This is a genomic window from Roseibium salinum (genome assembly GCF_026240905.1).
Lineage (GTDB): Bacteria > Pseudomonadota > Alphaproteobacteria > Rhizobiales > Stappiaceae > Roseibium > Roseibium salinum.
This window is the reverse complement of the sequence record NZ_JAPEVI010000003.1, coordinates 154,214-172,158: the sequence shown is the minus strand read 5'-3', so window position 1 is coordinate 172,158 and position 17,945 is coordinate 154,214. Positions and strand designations below refer to the sequence as shown.

General features: G+C 62.0%; 22 protein-coding genes. 9 read left to right on the top strand and 13 right to left on the bottom strand.

The features are described 5' to 3' along the window. Nucleotides 1-408 precede the first annotated feature (408 nt). The 8 genes from ON753_RS05255 to ON753_RS05220 all read right to left on the bottom strand — a co-directional run bounded on the left by ON753_RS05255 (nt 409) and on the right by ON753_RS05220 (nt 6,584). The gene (locus tag ON753_RS05255; protein ID WP_265961522.1) at nt 409-1,107 is read right to left on the bottom strand and encodes a hypothetical protein; all 699 of its coding nucleotides are present in this window, start codon (nt 1,105-1,107) and stop codon (nt 409-411) included. Then, entirely contained in the window at nt 1,104-2,207 is a 1,104-nt protein-coding gene (locus ON753_RS05250; RefSeq protein ID WP_265961521.1) for a hypothetical protein, read from the bottom strand. Before ON753_RS05250 ends, ON753_RS05255 begins: the two co-directional genes overlap by 4 nt. Continuing rightward, on the bottom strand, nt 2,197-2,607 hold the full coding sequence (locus ON753_RS05245) for a hypothetical protein (RefSeq protein ID WP_265961520.1): 411 nt from the start codon (nt 2,605-2,607) through the stop codon (nt 2,197-2,199). The genes ON753_RS05250 and ON753_RS05245 overlap by 11 nt, the downstream gene beginning before the upstream one ends. Nucleotides 2,608-2,769: 162 nt before the next feature. Further along, nucleotides 2,770-3,039: a hypothetical protein gene (locus ON753_RS05240; RefSeq protein ID WP_265961519.1), complete on the bottom strand. Its 270-nt coding sequence runs from the start codon at nt 3,037-3,039 to the stop codon at nt 2,770-2,772. Then, nucleotides 3,036-3,422, bottom strand: coding sequence for a hypothetical protein (locus tag ON753_RS05235; RefSeq protein ID WP_265961518.1), 387 nt, complete (start codon nt 3,420-3,422; stop codon nt 3,036-3,038). Before ON753_RS05235 ends, ON753_RS05240 begins: the two co-directional genes overlap by 4 nt. A 462-nt stretch (nt 3,423-3,884) precedes the next feature. Continuing rightward, complete coding sequence (locus tag ON753_RS05230; protein ID WP_265961517.1) at nt 3,885-4,715, bottom strand: ABC transporter permease; 831 nt, start codon at nt 4,713-4,715, stop codon at nt 3,885-3,887. Then, nucleotides 4,708-5,475: an ABC transporter ATP-binding protein gene (locus ON753_RS05225; RefSeq protein ID WP_265961516.1), complete on the bottom strand. Its 768-nt coding sequence runs from the start codon at nt 5,473-5,475 to the stop codon at nt 4,708-4,710. Before ON753_RS05225 ends, ON753_RS05230 begins: the two co-directional genes overlap by 8 nt. Before the next feature lie 92 nt (nt 5,476-5,567). After that, on the bottom strand, nt 5,568-6,584 hold the full coding sequence (locus ON753_RS05220) for an ABC transporter substrate-binding protein (RefSeq protein ID WP_265961515.1): 1,017 nt from the start codon (nt 6,582-6,584) through the stop codon (nt 5,568-5,570). A gap of 434 nt (nt 6,585-7,018) precedes the next feature. Here ON753_RS05220 and ON753_RS05215 point away from each other — a divergent pair, with 434 nt between their 5' ends. Further along, nucleotides 7,019-7,822, top strand: coding sequence for a class I SAM-dependent methyltransferase (locus tag ON753_RS05215; RefSeq protein WP_265961514.1), 804 nt, complete (start codon nt 7,019-7,021; stop codon nt 7,820-7,822). Between the two features lie 238 nt (nt 7,823-8,060). Next, nucleotides 8,061-8,492 (top strand): YqaA family protein, encoded by a 432-nt coding sequence (locus ON753_RS05210; protein WP_265961513.1) that lies wholly within the window; start codon nt 8,061-8,063, stop codon nt 8,490-8,492. A 71-nt stretch (nt 8,493-8,563) separates the two neighbouring features. Here the strand turns inward: ON753_RS05210 and ON753_RS05205 are convergent, their stop codons facing one another. Beyond that, nucleotides 8,564-9,028, bottom strand: a complete 465-nt coding sequence (locus ON753_RS05205) for a TetR/AcrR family transcriptional regulator (protein WP_265961512.1) — start codon at nt 9,026-9,028, stop codon at nt 8,564-8,566. A gap of 134 nt (nt 9,029-9,162) precedes the next feature. Here ON753_RS05205 and ON753_RS05200 point away from each other — a divergent pair, with 134 nt between their 5' ends. Beyond that, nucleotides 9,163-9,759, top strand: a complete 597-nt coding sequence (locus ON753_RS05200) for a hypothetical protein (protein ID WP_265961511.1) — start codon at nt 9,163-9,165, stop codon at nt 9,757-9,759. A 65-nt stretch (nt 9,760-9,824) separates the two neighbouring features. On the opposite strand, the gene ON753_RS05195 is transcribed toward ON753_RS05200, so the two are convergent. Continuing rightward, nucleotides 9,825-10,733: an ABC transporter substrate-binding protein gene (locus ON753_RS05195; RefSeq protein WP_265961510.1), complete on the bottom strand. Its 909-nt coding sequence runs from the start codon at nt 10,731-10,733 to the stop codon at nt 9,825-9,827. Nucleotides 10,734-10,831: 98 nt separating this feature from the next. On the opposite strand from ON753_RS05195, the gene ON753_RS05190 reads away from it, so the two are divergent. Together ON753_RS05190 and ON753_RS05185 are read left to right on the top strand one after the other, a co-directional pair. Continuing rightward, nucleotides 10,832-11,824, top strand: a complete 993-nt coding sequence (locus tag ON753_RS05190; protein ID WP_265961509.1) for a FecCD family ABC transporter permease — start codon at nt 10,832-10,834, stop codon at nt 11,822-11,824. Next, entirely contained in the window at nt 11,821-13,671 is a 1,851-nt protein-coding gene (locus tag ON753_RS05185; RefSeq protein ID WP_265961508.1) for an iron chelate uptake ABC transporter family permease subunit, read from the top strand. The genes ON753_RS05190 and ON753_RS05185 overlap by 4 nt, the downstream gene beginning before the upstream one ends. Nucleotides 13,672-13,734: 63 nt before the next feature. Here the strand turns inward: ON753_RS05185 and ON753_RS05180 are convergent, their stop codons facing one another. The 3 genes from ON753_RS05180 to ON753_RS05170 all read right to left on the bottom strand — a co-directional run bounded on the left by ON753_RS05180 (nt 13,735) and on the right by ON753_RS05170 (nt 15,298). After that, nucleotides 13,735-14,172 carry an ester cyclase gene (locus ON753_RS05180; protein WP_265961507.1) on the bottom strand — a complete coding sequence of 146 codons (438 nt, stop codon included), beginning with the start codon at nt 14,170-14,172 and terminating at the stop codon, nt 13,735-13,737. Between the two features lie 139 nt (nt 14,173-14,311). Continuing rightward, on the bottom strand, nt 14,312-14,467 hold the full coding sequence (locus ON753_RS05175) for a YjiS-like domain-containing protein (protein WP_265961506.1): 156 nt from the start codon (nt 14,465-14,467) through the stop codon (nt 14,312-14,314). Nucleotides 14,468-14,497: 30 nt separating this feature from the next. Continuing rightward, nucleotides 14,498-15,298: an oxygen-binding di-iron domain-containing protein gene (locus ON753_RS05170; protein ID WP_265961505.1), complete on the bottom strand. Its 801-nt coding sequence runs from the start codon at nt 15,296-15,298 to the stop codon at nt 14,498-14,500. A gap of 129 nt (nt 15,299-15,427) precedes the next feature. Between ON753_RS05170 and ON753_RS05165 the strand changes: the two genes are divergently transcribed. From ON753_RS05165 to ON753_RS05150, 4 genes are all read left to right on the top strand, one after another. Next, nucleotides 15,428-15,985 carry a TetR/AcrR family transcriptional regulator gene (locus tag ON753_RS05165; protein ID WP_265961504.1) on the top strand — a complete coding sequence of 186 codons (558 nt, stop codon included), beginning with the start codon at nt 15,428-15,430 and terminating at the stop codon, nt 15,983-15,985. A gap of 325 nt (nt 15,986-16,310) precedes the next feature. After that, on the top strand, nt 16,311-16,997 hold the full coding sequence (locus ON753_RS05160) for a glutathione S-transferase family protein (RefSeq protein WP_265961503.1): 687 nt from the start codon (nt 16,311-16,313) through the stop codon (nt 16,995-16,997). After that, nucleotides 16,990-17,364, top strand: a complete 375-nt coding sequence (locus tag ON753_RS05155) for an ArsR/SmtB family transcription factor (RefSeq protein ID WP_265961502.1) — start codon at nt 16,990-16,992, stop codon at nt 17,362-17,364. Before ON753_RS05160 ends, ON753_RS05155 begins: the two co-directional genes overlap by 8 nt. Then, on the top strand, nt 17,351-17,806 hold the full coding sequence (locus ON753_RS05150; protein WP_265961501.1) for an SRPBCC family protein: 456 nt from the start codon (nt 17,351-17,353) through the stop codon (nt 17,804-17,806). Before ON753_RS05155 ends, ON753_RS05150 begins: the two co-directional genes overlap by 14 nt. Nucleotides 17,807-17,945: the final 139 nt, after the last annotated feature.

The window sequence follows — 17,945 nt, the reverse complement described above, 5'->3', positions numbered from 1 at the left end:
GAGGACCGTCAGGTCCGTCTCGAAGGATAGGCGACATCCTCCGGGCAAGCAGCCCATCCTTCGAGACGCCGCTTGCGCGGCTCCTCAGGATGAGGACGTGCGTGCGTCGTCACCGCCCAAAGCACTTCGAACGGATAAACGCGGATTAGATGCGCCCGGATACGACCTGACGGCGGTCAGGCAATGGACAAGTCGGAATTGGCACCGACTTCGTCTCCTCCTCTCGTCATCAAAGGGCTTGATCCATGACCCGTGCCGTTTCCCTCCGGAAATCGGCTAACTGGAGCGGGCACGGCGCGGTGCCGAGTGGCGAGGAAACCATGCCCAGACCGGGCCCGACCGGGTCGGCGATCCGGGCATCCAATCGGTTCCAGAGCAACTGCGTTCGAAACAACGCGTGCCGCAAATTCAGCCGCCGCTCCCTATCTGCCTGTCGGGCATCCCGGGGGCAGACCCTGCAAGCTCCCGCCCCAACGGCTTCGGGCTCGCCCTGGGCACCGGCATCGCCACCCCTGCCAGCTTCTCCCTTGCCGCCGCAACCGGATCTTCAAAGCCGTACTGCGCCGCCTCGTTCTCGAGCGCCCGGTTGTACGCTTCCGTTTGCTTGAGACGCGGCCCGCGTATGTCCGCCTGATAGCTGTCGGTCACGACGTGCTGCCGGCCCGTGTCGTCGTCATAGGCCAGGGTCATGCGCGGGCCGTAACCCTGATCGTCCATCCAGGCTTTCTTGCGGTCCCGGCCGGTCTTCTCGTTCGGGGTCAGATACCACCGGGCCGCCTTGATGTCCCGGGCCTCCAGGAAGGATTCCACGTCGCCGCGGATGTAGTCATGCCCGGCGCCTTCAAGCCCGGGATAGACCTTCTCCACCGGGTGCTTCAGCACGGTGCCTTCCGGCGCCTGCGCGAAGGCCGACAGGCCCCAGTCGAAGGCGAACAGCCGCGTCGCAAGCAGCTGCGCCGCTTCCATGTCGCCGCCCATGTCGAGATAGCTCTCCTTCACAAGCGCCTTGAACTCGTCCACCGCCTGCGCCTCTTCCTCCGGCGTCAGGCCCAGCTGACGGTAGGTGTCGTAGGAGGTCCTGCGGGCGAAGGGGGCGCCGCCACTCACCGCTCCGCCTGTGCCCAACGGATTGACCGAGGACGGCGCGCCGGCGGGATCGGGAACTGCATACCCCCGTGCCGGCCTGCAGCTCCGTCGTCGGGCTTGGGCGCAGGCACCGGGATCACACTTGCCGCAGCCGAGGGCCGTTCATCAGCCAGTGTGAAAGTGGGTGGCAGAGCCGGTGCGGAACCGGTTATTGCCGGCCAGTTGGACAGGGGAACGTCCTTGGCTCCTTCCAATGCACGCTCAGCGCTAAGAATTGCGAAATCCTCTGGCTGCAACTTGAAATCGAGCTGCGTCAGCGAAAAGGTAAGCTTAGGTGCAGCATTTCCAGTTTCGTAGTTAAAGCCCTTCCCCTCGAACCAGGCTGGCGTTGGAAACTGCGATTGCTGCACGCTCAGTTCCACGTCCTTACCCTTCACCTGGACCTTGGGGTTCTTTTTCCAATGTTGGGGGCTTGTTACCGCTATGGGAGGTATTTTTAGCTTTCCACCTTCGAGAACGATTTCACCCTCCCGCACTCTAAACGCATATTTCCGATTGAATTGATTGGCAAAATCAACAAACGAAAGCTTGCCGGACCTCGGAGGGTTGTGGATCGCTAAATGCTGCTCATATCCTATGCGAATGCCGTCGTCAGCGCTGCGCTTCTTCCAATTTCTGACTTGGCTGTAGTCGCCGACCGTGAACGAGCCCAACACAGCCATCCTCGCAAGTCGGACTACATCGTCCCAATCGCCGCCATTTTGACGGACATATTGTCCTATCTTCATTCCTACGGAGTTATTCCACATATCGAGGCCATTATCGGCCCCGCCAGACGATTCAAACTCGTGTTTTTCCAGAATGTGGTATGCTGGCCATACCCCGTAGTCCCGAACAAGTTCGGCAGAGAGCAGAACATGTCTATAGGCATCCGCCACGCCTCCGTCTTGGCGACCGGGTAGTTGGGACGCTATCGACTCGCCAATGGCCCTATCGGCAGCAGTAACAAGGTCGTTGGAAACTTTTGAATCTATTCCAAACTCAATAAATGCTTCTCCAAACCCAATAGCTGTTCCAATTGGGCCATCCTTTCCAAGCGGTTTTTTGAACTCATTTGTCACTATCCTCTTCTTTAGATCGAAAATAATTCGCTAGCAGAAGCAATGAAGTCAGGCTCACAACACTCAAATTCGACATAAACCTTGCAAGCTCGTTCCCAATAAACAAGTCCACATAATAATAACGAAGTGTGCTTATCGAAAGCAGCAGCCAAAGAACGTTCGGCATCAGAAGCAATGCAATAATGAGGTTTGAGTACCAGTTCCTGAAAAGAACAATTCTCCTCGAGAACACAACAGTGAGAAAAAGCACGTTGAATAACACTGTGACCTTTGAAAGAATACCCAATCCGAGCATATACATACCGCTGTTTGGCAATCTCGGAAGCAGTTCACCATTCACTGCATCTGCCCAGAGAGCCGCTGAAAACAGTGGAATCAGCACCACAATTCTAAAGTTCATCTCGCAGTCCCTGTGTTGCCTACTGAAAACCTGGACAAACGAAAGTCCTTATATTCAATCGATGCATCTCTGGCCTTCACTAAATGTTCTTCGCAACTTGAAGCCGGTCAAAACGTATTTCCAGGTTCGCGGCAACCAAGTTGTTCCCTTTTTGTTCCGAAGTCAATCCGAATGGCTCACCTCCTCGCGGACCCGATCGACAGCCACTAGGCGAATTGCGTTGTCTTTCAGCCACTGCTGGATAAGTTTTCCTTTTTTACTGTCCCATTCTTCAGCGCCTTCCAACTCTTCGATAAAATCATCGTTGAAGAAAAACTTGTCGCCCCGGTTGACGAGGGCGTTCAGTCCTTGAAGCGGGTGAGATTTGGAGCCGGTTCTCTTAAGGATCGTCAGGATCTCGGAGGCGTCTAAGAATAAGACTTTTTCCGTCATAGGCGCCCCTCACTAGAGAAGGAAAGATCTTTAGAAAATTTTCTTTCCGCATAAGCTCTCGTCTCCGGTGCGGAAAGCGAAGGAAGGATACCGTTCACGACTGCTTCGGCTAATGCTACACAGATGCCAAGTTTGGTTGCGTCGCACGGAATCCGCTTTTTCATCGCGTACCAGCGCGCAAAGTCATGACCGCTTCGATTGGCTTCCCAAGGACAAAGTTCCTCGAAGTCATCATCGTCCCGGCCAAAGTCTGGATTGGCATCCAGGTAGGCAACCCAGGCCGCTGATTTTTTCACTGCCTCGTGAATTTCAGGATGCTTGAAGTGCAGACCTGCCAGATGAATGGCCGTCTCGTAAGGCAGCTTCAGGGTCCTCGGTCCCACGCACTGTACTTGTTAAAAAGGCAGGCCTTCCTGTGTCCGCCTAAAAACCGCCAACTCTTCCCGCCATCCGGTAATATCTTCAAAATCAGCCACAGGTCTCGCCCTCGGTCTCTTTCAATCCGTTCATGTGTTGTTCTAACGCCGTTTCCCATCCGGTAAAAGCATCCTCCACGCGGTCCTGCTTAAACCTCTCGAACCGGCGCGTTCGCCTGGCTGCACTTTCCCAGGATATCGGAATAGCCCTGTTTTTAGCCGCGTTTTGGCGAAACGTCCAATGCGCCCGTTTGTCTGAATCCCTTGTTCAGACAAGGCTTTTCGAAAATTGGTTTGCAAACAACCGCTTCGCGGCACTTCGCCGTTGAGCGCTTCTGGACGGCCTGAAAAACCGGGCGACCGTCGCAAGGAAACCTGCTGGCAGCCGGACGGATTGGGGCATTGGCCTTTCCTCTGCAAGGGTGCAGGTTACATCCGCCAGCCCAGCAGCCGCCGCTCGATCAGGCCGATGACGCCGCTGACGATCACTCCCAGCAGCGACAGGATCACCACCCCGGCAAACAGCCGCTCCAGATCGTAGAGCGCCCCGGCCTCGAGGATATAGGCGCCGATGCCGTATTCCGCGCCGAGCATTTCCGCGGCCACCAGCAGGATGATGGCGATGGCAAGGCTGATGCGCAGGCCCGACAGAACGCCCGGCATCGCCCCCGGCAACACGATCTTGCGGACAATCGACAGCCAGGAAAGCCCGAAACTCTGCCCCATGCGGATCAGCGAGCGGTCGACGTTGTCCACCGCCCCATAGGTCGCGACCACCGTCGGCGTGAACGTTCCGAAGGCGATCAGCGCGTATTTCGAGGCTTCGTCGATGCCGAACCAGATCACGAACAGCGGCAGAAGCGCGATCTTGGGGATCGGGAAGAGCGCCGCCACCAGCGGCACCAGCCCGGCGCGCGCATAGGAGAACAGCCCGATCATCACCCCGGTGAATATGCCGAGGCTGACCCCGATCGCGGCGCCGACCACCAGCCGGGTCAGCGAGGGGTTGAGATGCTTGAACAGGAGCCCGCTTTGCCACAGCTCCCCGAACGTCGCCAGGACGTCCGTCGGTTTGGGCAGCGTCAGGGCTGAAATCCAGCCCGCTTCGGTGCCCCACTGGACCAGCGCGATCAGCAGGACGAAAACGACAACGCCCACCCAGCGCGGCGCTTTCGGCGCAAAGCCGCCGCCCCGGAACCGCACTTCGCTCGCGCCCGATGCGGTGGAAAGCTCCCTTTGCGATGCGGCGGTGTCAGCCATCGATCAGTTCCTCATCCGCGGCGCGCGCTTCCTCGCGCAGCAGTCCCCAAAGAAGGTCGTGTTTGTTCTGGCAGACCGGATCGCCCACGCTGCGCTCCTGGATCGGCGTGTCGATGGTGACGATCTCGCGGATTTTGCCCGGCCGGCGGGAGAGCACCACGATCTTGTGGCCCAGGCGCACGGCCTCGGCCAGGTTGTGGGTCACGTAGACGGCCGTGAACGGCTGGCGCGTCCACAGGCTAACGAGGTCGTCCATCAGAAGTTCGCGCGTCTGGCTGTCGAGCGCCGACAACGGCTCGTCCATCAGCATGACGGCCGGATTGACCGCCAGCGCCCGGGCGATCGCCACCCGCTGCTTCATGCCGCCGGACAGTTGCCTGGGCAGGGCGTCCGCGAAATCCGAGAGCCGGGTGCGCGCCAGCACGTCGTCGATGATGGCCCGTGCCTTCGCGCCGCCCATGCCGTGATCCTCCAGCACCAGCGAGACGTTGCCGCGCACGCTGCGCCAGGGCAGCAGGGCGAAATCCTGGAAGACGAAGGTCAGCGGATTGAGACAGCCTTCCGGCGCGCTGCCGAGCTGCAGCACGCGCCCCGTGTCCGGCCGCTCCAGGCCGCCGATGAACCTGAGAAGCGTCGACTTCCCGCAGCCCGACGGCCCGACCAGGCAGACGATCCGCCCGGCCGGAATGTCGAGCGAGATATCGCTGAGCACTTCGGTGTCGCCATATGAATGGCTGATCGAGTCCAGTCTTATGTCCATCGGGGGCTCTTGTCATTCATGGGAAACACCGAAGGCGGCAGCGCCCGCTTCCGGACGCTGCCGTGTCATCAGTGGCAAGCCGTCAAGGCAGCTCAGCCTTCGTAGGTCTCCACATAGCTGCTGTCGACCAGCGTATCGAGGGTCACGTCCTTGCTGACCAGGTCTTCGGCCTGGAACCATTCGAGCTGGTCGCGAATGGAGGCGATGTTCAGCTTCGCCCCTTCGTTCAGCCGCATGGTGCCGTTGATGATGCTGGGGGCGGCCTTTTCGCGCGGCTGGTCCGCGTAGACGTATTTGTGAATGAGGTCGACCATGGCGGCCTCGCCGTCATCGCCGCCGGTCTTCTCGATCATGGCGGCGTTGTAGTTCGCCACGCCCTTGCTGAAGGCCGTCAGGAAATCCTCCGTCTGCTGCCGCTCGTCCGTTGCGTTTTGCGTGGAGGTAAACACCGTCGTCACCTGATAGCCCGGCAGGTAGTCCGCGACATCGCCGATGATATGCACCGCGCCGGAACCGGCCAGCGGCTTGGCGATATGCGGCACGATCGTCCAGGCATCGATCTGCCCGGACTTCAGCGCCCCGATGACGGCGCCGACCTTCTGCAGGGGCTTGAACGTCATCTTGACGCCTTCGGCCTCTGCGATCTTGGAGCCCATGTAGTGGAAGGAGGAGCCGGCCGTGGTCATGCCGAAGGTCTTGCCGCCGAGCTGGGCCGGCGAGGTCAGCCCCGCCTGGAAGGCCGCGTCGGAGGCCAGGATCTTCTGCCCGTCAATGCCCTTTTCCTCCGTCAGGCCGCCGCCGATCACCTTGATCGCGCCCTTGTCGGCAAGCGAGATCAGCCCGCCGGAAATCGCGGTCACCGCATAGTCCACGTCGCCAGAGGCGATCGCGACCGCCATCGGCTGCGCCGCCTGGAAGAACTTCAGCTCCACGTCGAGGCCGGCATCGGCAAAATAGCCGCGCTCCACGGCCACGAAGCTGCCCGCATGCGAGGTGAAGCGCAGCGCGCCGACCACGATCTTCCTGTTCTGGGCGATGGCCGGGGCCGCAAGCGCCGAGGCGGCCGCGCCGCCCATCAGGCCGAGTGTCTGTCTTCTGCTCAGTTTCATCCTGTTGTCCTCCCTGAACGTCTTCTTCTTTGATAACTGCCCATGCGCGGATATCGGCCTGGCGGACCGGCGCACAGCCCGTGCGCCGAATTCTGTGCGGCCCTCCCGCTGGTCAATCGGCCCGAAGCGGCACGGCTGGCTCCAAACTCTGGACCCGTGTCTGGGGATATTGATTATTTTTCCGATCCTTGCACATCCCTTGTCAAGGCCGGACCGCAACGCAGCGGTCCCCGCCTTGCCCGCCCGGCGGCCTTCCGTTCAACTGCAAGAAGTTAACTTGACTATCATATTCATGTTAAATACGGTCCGCCAGCCGGAGCGCGCGGCGCCGGTTCGTCGCGCGGCCATCATGGCGGGAACCGCACCGGCGACAGCGGGAGGGAGCGTCATCCCTCACGCGACCATTCTTTTGACGCTGCATCGGAATAGATTTGATGACTTTGGAGACAGCCCCCCTCGCTGCCAATTTCGGGCTCAAGGACGAGATCTGCGACTACTGGTCCGGCCGCGCCGCCACCTTCGACGGCTCCGTTTCCCACCGGATCGAGAACCGCTTCGGCATGCCCGAGTGGCAGCGGCTGGTGCGTACGGCCTGCGGCGTCGGCAGGCATGACAGCCTCGAAGGATGGCAGGTTCTGGACATCGCCTGCGGCACGGGCGAGATCAGCCGCGTGCTCACCGGCCTCGGCGCCTCCGTCACGGGGCTGGACTTTTCCGAAACCATGCTGGCCCTGGCCCGCGCCAAGCTGGCGGGCCGGGACTGGCGCCCGGTCCTGAGCGATGCTCAATCGATGAGGCTTCTGGAAGATGCCGGCTTCGATTTCGCCATCACCCGGCACCTGGCCTGGACCCTCACCGATCCGCAGGCCGCCTACGGCGAATGGTTCCGGGTCCTCAAGCCCGGCGGGCGCCTCCTGATCGTCGACGGAGATTTCCGGGCTCCCAGGAGCGCGCTCCTGCGCCTGCGCCACTGGCTCGCCGACCGTCTCTCCGGACCGCAGCAGCCGCAAGGGGACCGGTCCCGCCACGAAGATATCCTCAGCCGCCTGCCCTATAGCGAAGGCCTCAGTGTGGAGCGGCTGATGTCGGACCTCAAGGCAGCCGGCTTCACCGGCTTCCACCAGCTTGCCGTCGCGCCGCTCTATGGCAGGGGCATGCGCGGCCACAGCCTCGCCGATCGCCTCCGCCAGAGCTCCGCCCACCGCTTTGCCCTGGCGGCGATCCGTCCCTGGGACTGAGCCCGGCACTGGACGTCCGGCCGAAACTGTGGTTTGAGCCCGATCAGAACAAGCTGCTGCCGGTTGACACGGATGACTCTGATTAGGGTATGGCCCCATAAAATGGAATGCACCGGGGCAGGATCCTTAGGAATACGCTTCGCTGCGAGTCAGACCTCATGCTGAGGAGGCGCGCAGCGCTGTCTCGAAGCATGGGCTCCATGCGCAGGAGCATGTCGTCCTCTTTCACGGCGCGCCCATGAGCAGCGCCGTCCTGGCTCTTTTCGGCGTCAGCTTCCTGGCCGCCACCCTGCTCCCGGCCCAGTCGGAACTCGGCCTCTCCGGCCTGATCTACCTGGGCGACGAGCCCGTGATCCTGCTGATCGCCGCCGCCAGTCTCGGCAACACGCTCGGATCCGTCGTGAACTGGGGGCTCGGCCGGGGAGCTGCGAAATTTTCCGAAGCCACGTGGTTTCCCGTCAGCGGCGACAAGCTGGAAAAGGCCACGACATGGTACCACCGCTACGGCCGCTGGAGCCTGCTGTTGAGCTGGGCGCCGATCATCGGCGATCCACTGACCCTGGCCGCCGGCGTCCTGAAGGAACCCTTCTGGAGCTTCCTGGTCCTCGTCGCCATCGCAAAGACCGGACGATACCTCATCGTCGCCCTCATCACCTTGAGCGCAATCTGACAGCTGCAACGGGCGCCGTTACCGGTGCCCTGTCAGGGCCGATGATGTCCGGCAGAGGCCACTCGCAAGGCTCAAAGGTGAACACGACCCCTCCCCCGCAACCAGGTTCGCAGGGCTGAAAAGACGGCAGCGGCAACCTGGTTGGCGGTAAAGACGGCTGGCAAGGCGTCCGGTCTGTCCTGATGAAGCTTCCGAGCGACAGCGCCCGCCAGGGCGGCTTCCAGTTTTTCACCGGTCGTGCCGAAAAGCAGCCGGCGCGCCTGGGGCCGGTGCTGCCAGATGTGATCGAGAACGGTTGTTACCTGGTTCTCCGCCGACGGACCGTCCGTTGTCTGCAGCAAGCCGTTCAGAACCCAGTCCATGTTGGCAAGCAGGATTGCATCCTTGTCGGGATAGTGCTGGTAGAGCGTTGACCGGCCGACATTGGCCACCGCCGCAATATCGGTCATGCGGATCTCGTCATACCGCTTCGAAAAAACCAGTTCGACAAAGGCTTCATGAATGGAGGCTTTGGTCTTTGCACTTTGCCGGCTCATTCTTCACCGTCCCCTTCGCTGCTGCGGACAATCGGCATTGATGTCCGAATGCGGACACATGGTCTCGAATGTCCGGGCCGCCGCCTTCCTCATTACATTAGCCTGCCCGCGGTTCAAACTACGAGGACACGGATATGGCAACCCTCAACGCACGCATCGGCGCGCTCGCATTGGCGACAGGCCCACTTGCGGGCCTCCTTCTGAGATTTCCTCCCGTCGATCTCATTGCCCTGAAACTTCTGGCATTGGGGATGACCACCTTTGGCGCCTGGGCCTTCGCGGATGAGATGGGGGTTTACAAGCCGCTCAACCGGGCGGGCCTCGTCTCGTTTGCGTTCGCGGCAATTGCGAGGATGATGGCGCTCTTGGCACCGGCGGGGCCCGAGCAGGCCCGCCTTCTGATCCTCTATGCTTTCGCCCTGCTTCTGGCCGTTCTGTTCTGGTCGGTCGCGTTCCTGCACAGAAGCGGTAATGTCAAAGTGATTGGCGCACTTGGAACGATCGGGACGGTTACACCGCTGCTAGCCCTGATCATCGGTCACCTCTTCCTTGGCGTTGGAGCCGCCCTCGGCGTAACTACGCTCTATGATCTTTCCACAACGTCGCGACCCGCCGACGCGGAAATTCTCACAGTTATTGAGTTTCTGCTGTTCGTCTGGGGGCTCCTGGCCGCAATACTTCTCTGGCGTGGCAACATCAGCTCAAGCGCTGCAGTGGGGCTCGAGATGTGATGATTCTGGAGTTCGTCCTGCCGGGCGCTTGAAACGGATCAGCGTTTTCCGACCGGTTGGCCCGTTCACTCCACGCCGTAGATCCGTTCGATATCCTGCAGCATCAGCCGGGCGGCGATGATGCCGCCGGCCGTGTTCCAGATCGCATCGCTGACCCGGTGGACATTGCCGGCCTTGACCGCCGACAGGGACTGCCACAGCGGATCGGACAGCACTTCCTCTTCCAGTGCGGACCCTTCGCCGTTCCCCGTCTCGTAGGTGAAATAGAAGATCCGGTCGCCGTCCATGTCCGGAATGCTTTCCTTGCCCGTGCGAATGGCGAATTCCTCGACATTCTGGTTCGCCGGACGGTTGAAGCCGATATCCTTCAGGAGAACGCCGGAAAAGCTGTCCAGCTGATAGATGCGGATCTGGCCCGGCACGAAGCGGATGACGGAGACTTCCTCGTTGAGATGGTCGCCGAGTTTTTCGCGCAGCGACGCGACGGCGGCGTCATAGTCGTCAATGGCCGCCTCGGCTTCCGCCTGCTTGCCGAGGGCTTCGGCATAAAGGCGGAAATTGATCTTCCAGTCGCCGCGCAGTTCCTGCGACATCACCGTCGGCGCAATGGCGGAAAGCTGGGCATGGATCTCCTCGTGGCGCTGCTTGTTGCCCAGGATCAGGTCCGGCTCGAGCGCCGCCACCATTTCCAGGTTCACCGCGCTTTCCTTGCCGACCGGCTCGGCCCCTTCCATCGCTTCGGAAATGTGATCCCACCAGGGATCGCCGTTCCAGGAATTGGCCGCGCCCACGGGCGTCACGCCCAAGGCCAGCAAGGCTTCCGTGCCTTCGTTCGTCAGCACGACAACGCGCTTGGGTTCATCGGGAACGGTCACGGTCCCCATGCTGTCGGTCACGTCCCGGGCGAGCGCGGGCGCGGCCCCCAGCATCGCGCAGAGCGGCAGAATACGCAGAACTTGCTTCAAGGCCTTCATTAGAACGACTCCAAAAAGTTGATAATTTGCCTCCACTATTAAACGCGTGTATGTGACGAAACCGGATCGATTGTCAAACCGGAGGGGAGATCGTTGGCGTGACGCGGCTGGTTATCGGACTTGGCGCTGCCCTTTGCGCTGCCGTCTTCCTGAGCCTTCATGCGGGACTGACGTTTTACAGCCCGCAAACGGTCTTCGCTGCGCTTGCCGGGGCTGAGGGAACCGATGCCCTCATCGTCACCACCCTGCGGCTGCCCAGGACCTTGATCGGGCTCTTTTGCGGCGCGGCCCTCGGCCTGTCCGGTCTCCTGATGCAATCCGTCACCCGCAATCCCCTGGCCGAGCCCGGCCTGCTCGGCCTCAATGCCGGCGCGGCGCTGTTCGTGACCCTCGGCATCACCGTCTTCGGTGTCTCGAGCCTTGCCGGGATCGGCGCCGCAGCCATCCTCGGCGCGCTGCTGACAACGGCTCTCGTCTTCTTCCTGTCGATCTCGGCCGGCGGCGCAGACAATCCGGCTACGACGCTACTGGCCGGTTTCACCGTCGCCTCACTGCTCGCCTCCTTCACGCAGACGCTTCTCCTGATTGACGAGTCGGCGCTCGAAACATTGCTGTTCTGGCTATCCGGCAGCTTCGCCAACCGGCCGCTCGATCTTCTGCTGCTCGGAATTCCGCTCCTCGTCGCCGGATGCGCGGGCAGCCTGTTCCTGGCCTCCTCGCTCGACGTCCTGCGCCTCGATGACGCCACGGCGCGCTCGGTCGGCGTCAATGTCGTCGCGGCGCGACTGGCAGCCCTCTTCTTCGCCGCGCTGCTGGCCGCCGGCGCGGTCGCCATGGCGGGGCCGGTGCTGTTCCTCGGTCTCGCCGCGCCGCATATCGCGCAGCGCCTCTCGGGCACGAACCTGCCGCCGACGCGCCAGCTCATCGTGGTGTCCATGCTCACCGGTGCAGTTATTGCAATTGCCGCGGACATTCTCGCCCGGATCATCGTTGCACCCGGAGAAGCCCCCATCAGCCCGGTTCTGGCGCTGGTCGGCGTCCCCCTGCTGATCCATCTCCTGCGGGAACGGAAGGGAGCTGCGATCCGATGAACGTCCTGTCCGCGTTGCCGAGGCTCGTTCCGCTGCTCGGCCTCCTGCTTCTGGTCACCATCGCCGCAACCGGCATCGGCTCCAGCTTCATGCCGCCGGAACGGGTGGTTTCCGCCCTTCTTGACCAGGGCGCGCGCATGGACGAGGTGATCGTCTGGACGCTCCGCCTGCCCCGCGTTACCCTTGCCATCCTGGCGGGCGCCGCCCTTGCGCTGGCCGGGGCAATGCTGCAGCGGGTCGTCCGCAACCCCATGGCCTCGCCGTCCGTGCTCGGCATTACCGACGGTGCGGCGGTCGGCGTGGTGCTGTTCCTGTGGCTGTTTTCCGACAGCGCCAACAACCTTCTGGTTTCCATCCACTGGCAACCGGTTGCCGCCGTCGCGGCCGCGGCGCTGTTCGGTTTCCTGGTCATGGCACTTGCGGCCGCGGACCGGGGCGGCAACAAGCCGCTGAAGATCATTCTCTACGGCATCGCCCTGGCCGCACTTGCCAAGGCCGCCGTCACGCTGCTGATCATCCTCGGTCCGGTCTACCGGGCCAATCAGGCGCTGACCTGGCTGACCGGCTCCATCGGCGCCGCCCACTGGCAGGATGTCTATGTCGTCGGCGCGGGTCTTGCCGCGATCACGCCCTTCCTGATGGCCCAGCGTCTGGCCGCACACCAGATGGCGCTCGACCCGCAAAGCGCCAGAACCACCGGGCTATCGCTGGAAAAGGCGCAATTCGCCCTGCTGGCCGCCGCGGTCTTCCTGACCGCCCTTGCCGCGGCCCATGTCGGCGCGATCGGCTTTGTCGGGCTGGTCGCCCCGCATGTGGCGCGGATCTTTCACGGCCAGTTCCGGCCGGGCTACCTGCTCTCCACCGCCCTCACCGGCAGCCTGATCGTTCTCCTGGCCGATACGCTCGCCCGAACGCTTGCACCGCCGCTGGAGCTTCCCGCCGGGGCCCTCACGGCCCTCGTCGGCGCTCCCTTGTTCCTGTACCTGCTGATCAAGGACGGCAACATCATGCCTGAACTCATGGCCCGCCTTGAAAACGTCACCGCGGCCTATGACGGCACGACCGCACTCGACGCGGTCTCCCTGAAGCTGCCCGACCACAAGATCATCGCCTTTTGCGGCCCGAACGGCAGCGGCAAGTCCACTGCGCTCAGAACCATGCGCGGCCTGCACAAGCCCCTCAGCGGGGAGGTCCGGATTGCCGGAAGACCGCTTCACGACTGGCCGGCGAAAGAACTTGCCCGCCAGGTGGCCATGCTGTCCCAGTCTCCCCACGCGCCGTCGGACCTCACCGTCGGCGACCTGGTGCTGATGGGCCGCTATTCCCATCGCGGCCGTTTCTCCGGCCCTTCGGCCGAGGACACCGCCGCCTGCGAAACCGCGCTTGCGATCACCGAAATGGCCGATCTCAGGGACCGCTCCCTCGCGCAGCTTTCCGGCGGTCAGCTTCAGCGTGCCTGGGTGGCGATGACGCTGGCCCAGAACGCGCCGCGCATCTTCCTGGACGAGCCGACCAATCACCTCGACATCGCCCATGCCTTCGAACTGCTCGACCTGATCAAGCACCTGAGCCGGGCGGAGAACCGGAGCTTCGTGATCGTCCTGCACGACCTCAACATGGCCATGCGCTACGCGGACCACGTCGTCCTGTTCGAACGGGGCCGCATTGCCGCGAGCGGGGCCACCGAGGAGGTGCTGACCGAGGAGAACGTCTCCAGCGTCTTCGGCATTTCCTGCCGGATCATGAAGCTGGAGGCACTGGAGCGTCCGGTGATCGTCTCCTGGGGAAAGGACACATCCCTGACGCCCTCCAGCACGGCCTGCCCGCCTTTCGAATTCGAAGATTGATTATCAGGGGCAGTGCCCCCAAGCCTTGCGTTTCGCCGGACTTGAGGGTCCGGCGAACGCTGTTCAGGCCGCGAGCGCCGGAATGGCGCCGATCGCGGTCAGGAGCTGCATCTCGTTGATCTGCAGCCAGGTCTCGGCAATCAGCCCGCGCTCCATCCGGTAGAGCACCATGCCGTCGAACGTGACCCGCCGGCCGTCCGCCTTCACCCCGGCAAAATCCCCGCTGAAGGTCGCGGTGATTTCCCAGCGGGCGCAGACATGGGTCTCGTCGGCGATCAGCGCATGCACCGTCCAGTCCATATCGGAAAAGGACTGCCGGAAGACCCGGAAAAAATTCTTGTAGCTCTCGTGATCCTCAATCACGAAGCCCGGGAACCCGTGGCAGGTGATCGTATCGGCAACGGTTTCATCGATGACGGCAACATCCTCGATGTTACGCGAATGGGTTCCGGTCAGGAACCGCTGGACGGTGCGGCGGTTGATGTCGGTTTGCGTGTGCATTTCAAGGTCCTTTCGTGGGTTGTCCGGCTTCCGCAGGCGAGGCTGCGGACAGACCGGGGGTGTTCCCGGCATCGCTTTCTGCCGGAAGGAAGCAGTCGCGGGACTGCGGATTTGTCGGGATTGGAGGCGCGCAGGCCGCTCAGCCGGCTTGCCTGTATCGGCGTCCGATTTCGCTGCGCGTGACGCCGATATCCTTCAGGAGATACTCGGGCATCCGCGCAAGCGCGAATTCATTGCGCCGGATCTCGGTCCGCCGGCGGAACTTCCGGGGGACGATCGTCAGTAAGCGATTCACGGTTCCATCCTTTTCCCAGAGCCGGTTTCCTCACGCGAAGGCGGCTTCGATATGCTCTATCGCGAGGGGATCGAGGTCTGAATTGGCGCCGCGGCAATAAGCGTTGGCGACATGATGCGTAAGCTGCCCCGCTCCCTTGCGGGCGAGCGGCAGGTGCCCTGAAAGAACGGCCTCCGGATCCAGCCGCTCGATGCTCTTTAAGGTGCGCCCGAGCGTTGCCTGGTCGACCGAAGTCAGCCAGGGCGCATCGATCGACGACCAGCCGACCAGTCCGTCCCGAAGGGTGTCGTCGGCAACCTCCCGGAGGTCGGCAACCGGTTCCGGCAGCAGGGCGCCGAAGGAATCGGCGGCAAAGAACATTCTGTCCCTGTCATCGAAGAAGCCGATCGTCTCCGGCGCATCGTAATAGGGCGGGCGAAGCGGCCTGAGCCTGCGGTCGGACAGCTCGAGACAGTCCCCAGGATTGAGCAGATGCACCCGCGAGACGTCCAGCCCGGCAAGGTTCATCTTGCCCATGCCGAGGAAATTCGTGACCACCTTCGCCTTCGGCGCAATCTCCAGGACGCGGGCGAGATTGCCGACATGGTCGGCATCCATGTGGCTCACCCAGATCCAGGAGAGCTCTTCGGGATCGATCTCGCTCTCCAGGGCCGTGACGAAAGCATCGCCCAGCATGCTAAGACCGGTATCGATGAGCAGTGGCTCGCTTCCCTTCAGGAGGAAGCTGTTGACGGGCAGGCCGCCCATGCCGGGCACGGGAAACCAGGAGGCAAGCACACTCCACTGGTCGCTGACGCGCTGCGCGCCGAGCATCGTGGGATGGTCAGACATGATGATGTCCTTTCATATTCAGTAAACAATCATGTTCATTTGAATTGAGTACCTAGACGCACGGAATTCTCTTGTCAACAATTAAGTGAACAGATATGTTTACTGAATGAAGAAAAACGGTCCTACAAGATGTCCGAGCGCGCGAAATCCCAGGCGGAAACGCGCCAGAAAATCGTTGAAGCGACGATGCACCTGCACGAGGAAATCGGGCCCAGAAACACCTCGATCAGCGCCATTGCGGAACGGGCCGGCGTGCAAAGGCTCACCGTCTACCGCCACTTTCCCGACGAGACGGCGGTCTTTCAGGCCTGCACCTCCCAGTGGCTGTCTCTCAATCCGCCGCCCGACCCGGCCGACTGGGCCGAAATCAGCGAACCGGTCGAGAAATTCCGCACGGCCGTCGCGGCGTTCTACGACTATTATTCCCGCACCCGGGCAATGTGGACGGTGTCCTTCCGGGACGTCTCGGAAGTGCCCGCCCTGCAGCAGCCGATGGCGGACGTCGCCGCCTTCCTGGGCACCATCGCAGACGACCTGATTGCGGCCTTCGACGATGCTGCCGACACGGACCACATCGGCCCGACCATCCGCCACGTTCTCCATTTTCCCACCTGGACGGATCTTGAGGACCAGGGCCTTTCCAATAAGCAGAAGCTGGATCTCGTGACCGGCTGGCTGCAGGCTTGAGCGCAATCAAGCACCAGTTTCGCCTCCCCACCCTCCTCATGCTGAGGAGGTCCGTCAGGACCGTCTCGAAGCATGGGCGGCATACTCGGAGCAAGCGGCCCATCCTTCGAGACGCGAGCAAGCTCGCTCCTCAGGATGAGGGTGGTTTTGCAGGACCGTATGAACTCCGCCTCTGGCTTGGATGTCCCTGACAAGACAAAAAAGCTTCCGGAATTCCTTGATCAGCCCTAAAAGTTTCCATAAACAGAAACTGTTTATTGACTCCCGCCTCCTGTCGAAATAGTTTCTGTCAACGGAAACCTTTTCTGATCAGAGGAAACCGCAGATGCTCGAACTCCACTACCACCCGCTCGCATCCTTCTGTCACAAGGTGCTCATCCCGCTCTATGAAGCCGGGACACCGTTCGAGGCGCATATCGTCGATCTGATGGATCCGGACGGCCGTGCGCGCTTCTACCAGCTCTGGCCGGTCGGCAAGATGCCGGTCCTGAAGGACCGCGAGCGCGGCAAGGTCGTTCCGGAAAGCTCGATCATTATCGAATATCTCGACCGCCATTATCCGGGAGCCACGCCGATGCTGCCCGACGACCCGGACATTTGCCTGGACGCCCGCCTGTGGGACAGGATCTTCGACCACTACGTCCAGGAGCATGTTCAGAAAATCGTGGTGGACCGGATCCGGCCGGAAGAAGCCCGCGATCCCGCCGGCGTGGAGGATGCCAGACGGCGGCTTGCCACCGCCTATGACATGATCGAGAAGCAGCTGGCGGGCGAGACCTGGATCACCGGCGAGGCATTCACCCTGGCCGATGCCGCCGCCGCCCCGGCTCTCTTCTATGCCGGCATCCTGGTGCCTTTTTCGGACCGGCACGGCAACCTTCAGGCCTATTTCGAGCGCCTGCTCGAACGCCCCTCCGTCCGCCGCGTGCTGATCGAGGCACGGCCCTATTTCGACATGTTCCCGTATCGCGATCAGATGCCTGCACGGTTCCTGGAGCTGAGCGATGCCTGATCTCGCCTCCTCTGCTGAGCCGGCCCGTCTCGATGCGATCTTCTTTGCCTTGTCGGACGCGCGCCGGCGGGACATGATCGAACGTCTGTCGGAGGGTGCACTGTCGGTCAAGGAAATCGCCGGGCCGCTTCACCTTGCCCTGCCCTCGGCGGTCAAACACCTCGGCGTGCTTGAGGACGCCCGCATCGTTCATTCGGAAAAGACCGGCCGGGTCAGGACCTTCCGTCTTTCCCCGACGGCCTTCCGGGATGTCGAGAAATGGGTGGCGGAGCGCAAGCGCGTCCTCAATCTGCAGTTCGACCGGCTGGACGAATTTCTTGCCAGGTCCGAAGGAGACGAAACGGAGGAACCGGATGCGCAGCGTTGACCATACCAGCTTCGTGATCCATCGGATGCTGAACGGCGAGCCGGCACGTTGCTTCCGTGCCTTCAGCCAGGCGGAGGCCAAACGGCAATGGTTCTCCTGTGACGAGCGTATGGAGACGGCCGAGTATTCTCTCGACTGCCGTCCCGGCGGATCGGAAATCAACCGCGTCCGCCTGCTCGGCGGCGAGGATCATCTCTACCTCGCCCACTATTTCGACGTCGTCCCCGATCACCGCATCCTCTTCGGCTACAGCATGCATGTCGGCGACAGGCGTCTGTCCGCGTCGCTCGTCACGATCACCTTTCAGCCGAGGGGCGAAAAGACCCTGATGACCTATACCGAACAGGTCGCCATGCTCGATGGCCTCCAGGAAGTCGAGGAACGCATCCGCGGCACGGAACTGGGCCTGGACAATTTGGAAAGGAAGCTGCCACAGCTCTGAGAGCCTCAGAATAAGCTGTTGGTCTTAAAAAGTTTTCTGTGAAGCCCTGATACCCACAACCCCTCATCCTGAGGAGGACCGCAAGGTCCGTCTCGAAGGATGGGCGGCATACTCAAGAGCAAGCGGCCCACCCTTCGAG

Coding starts and splice junctions, on each gene's coding strand:
- ON753_RS05200 (WP_265961511.1), top strand. CDS start 9,163: ATGGCAACCCTCAACGCACGCATCGGCGCGCTCGCATTGGCGACAGGC.
- ON753_RS05180 (WP_265961507.1), bottom strand. CDS start 14,172: ATGCACACGCAAACCGACATCAACCGCCGCACCGTCCAGCGGTTCCTG.
- ON753_RS05245 (WP_265961520.1), bottom strand. CDS start 2,607: ATGAACTTTAGAATTGTGGTGCTGATTCCACTGTTTTCAGCGGCTCTC.
- ON753_RS05225 (WP_265961516.1), bottom strand. CDS start 5,475: ATGGACATAAGACTGGACTCGATCAGCCATTCATATGGCGACACCGAA.
- ON753_RS05160 (WP_265961503.1), top strand. CDS start 16,311: ATGCTCGAACTCCACTACCACCCGCTCGCATCCTTCTGTCACAAGGTG.
- ON753_RS05170 (WP_265961505.1), bottom strand. CDS start 15,298: ATGTCTGACCATCCCACGATGCTCGGCGCGCAGCGCGTCAGCGACCAG.
- ON753_RS05240 (WP_265961519.1), bottom strand. CDS start 3,039: ATGACGGAAAAAGTCTTATTCTTAGACGCCTCCGAGATCCTGACGATC.
- ON753_RS05220 (WP_265961515.1), bottom strand. CDS start 6,584: ATGAAACTGAGCAGAAGACAGACACTCGGCCTGATGGGCGGCGCGGCC.
- ON753_RS05215 (WP_265961514.1), top strand. CDS start 7,019: ATGACTTTGGAGACAGCCCCCCTCGCTGCCAATTTCGGGCTCAAGGAC.
- ON753_RS05210 (WP_265961513.1), top strand. CDS start 8,061: ATGAGCAGCGCCGTCCTGGCTCTTTTCGGCGTCAGCTTCCTGGCCGCC.
- ON753_RS05150 (WP_265961501.1), top strand. CDS start 17,351: ATGCGCAGCGTTGACCATACCAGCTTCGTGATCCATCGGATGCTGAAC.
- ON753_RS05155 (WP_265961502.1), top strand. CDS start 16,990: ATGCCTGATCTCGCCTCCTCTGCTGAGCCGGCCCGTCTCGATGCGATC.
- ON753_RS05230 (WP_265961517.1), bottom strand. CDS start 4,715: ATGGCTGACACCGCCGCATCGCAAAGGGAGCTTTCCACCGCATCGGGC.
- ON753_RS05165 (WP_265961504.1), top strand. CDS start 15,428: ATGTCCGAGCGCGCGAAATCCCAGGCGGAAACGCGCCAGAAAATCGTT.
- ON753_RS05205 (WP_265961512.1), bottom strand. CDS start 9,028: ATGAGCCGGCAAAGTGCAAAGACCAAAGCCTCCATTCATGAAGCCTTT.
- ON753_RS05185 (WP_265961508.1), top strand. CDS start 11,821: ATGAACGTCCTGTCCGCGTTGCCGAGGCTCGTTCCGCTGCTCGGCCTC.
- ON753_RS05195 (WP_265961510.1), bottom strand. CDS start 10,733: ATGAAGGCCTTGAAGCAAGTTCTGCGTATTCTGCCGCTCTGCGCGATG.